This window comes from Streptomyces sp. NPDC020192, from assembly GCF_044388685.1.
Classification (GTDB): Bacteria; Actinomycetota; Actinomycetes; order Streptomycetales; family Streptomycetaceae; genus Streptomyces.
In genome coordinates, this window is the sequence record NZ_JBIRXG010000090.1 from 1 (window position 1) to 1186 (window position 1186).

Genomic DNA, 1186 nt, shown 5'->3' on the forward strand with positions numbered 1-1186 from the left:
AACACAGTGGACGCGAGCAACTGAGGACAAGCCCTCGGCCTATTAGTACCGGTCACCTCCACCAGTTACCTGGCTTCCAGATCCGGCCTATCAACCCAGTCGTCTACTGGGAGCCTTACCCCATCAAGTGGGTGGGAGTCCTCATCTCGAAGCAGGCTTCCCGCTTAGATGCTTTCAGCGGTTATCCCTCCCGAACGTAGCCAACCAGCCATGCCCTTGGCAGAACAACTGGCACACCAGAGGTTCGTCCGTCCCGGTCCTCTCGTACTAGGGACAGCCCTTCTCAAGACTCCTACGCGCACAGCGGATAGGGACCGAACTGTCTCACGACGTTCTAAACCCAGCTCGCGTACCGCTTTAATGGGCGAACAGCCCAACCCTTGGGACCGACTCCAGCCCCAGGATGCGACGAGCCGACATCGAGGTGCCAAACCATCCCGTCGATATGGACTCTTGGGGAAGATCAGCCTGTTATCCCCGGGGTACCTTTTATCCGTTGAGCGACGGCGCTTCCACAAGCCACCGCCGGATCACTAGTCCCGACTTTCGTCCCTGCTCGACCCGTCGGTCTCACAGTCAAGCTCCCTTGTGCACTTACACTCAACACCTGATTGCCAACCAGGCTGAGGGAACCTTTGGGCGCCTCCGTTACCCTTTAGGAGGCAACCGCCCCAGTTAAACTACCCATCAGACACTGTCCCTGATCCGGATCACGGACCCAGGTTAGACATCCAGCACGACCAGACTGGTATTTCAACGACGACTCCACAAACACTGGCGTGCCTGCTTCAAAGTCTCCCAGCTATCCTACACAAGCCGAACCGAACACCAATATCAAACTGTAGTAAAGGTCCCGGGGTCTTTCCGTCCTGCTGCGCGAAACGAGCATCTTTACTCGTAGTGCAATTTCACCGGGCCTATGGTTGAGACAGTCGAGAAGTCGTTACGCCATTCGTGCAGGTCGGAACTTACCCGACAAGGAATTTCGCTACCTTAGGATGGTTATAGTTACCACCGCCGTTTACTGGCGCTTAAGTTCTCAGCTTCGCCCCACCGAAATGGAGCTAACCGGTCCCCTTAACGTTCCAGCACCGGGCAGGCGTCAGTCCGTATACATCGCCTTACGGCTTCGCACGGACCTGTGTTTTTAGTAAACAGTCGCTTCTCGCTGGTCTCTGCGGCCACC

The 1186-nt window shown here is 56.4% G+C and carries 1 rRNA gene (cut by a window edge); it reads right to left on the bottom strand.

Going from position 1 to position 1186, the window contains the following annotated elements:
• Positions 1-22: 22 nt before the first annotated feature.
• Positions 23-1186 (bottom strand): 23S ribosomal RNA (locus tag ACH47Z_RS46845) (it continues 2055 nt past the right edge of the window).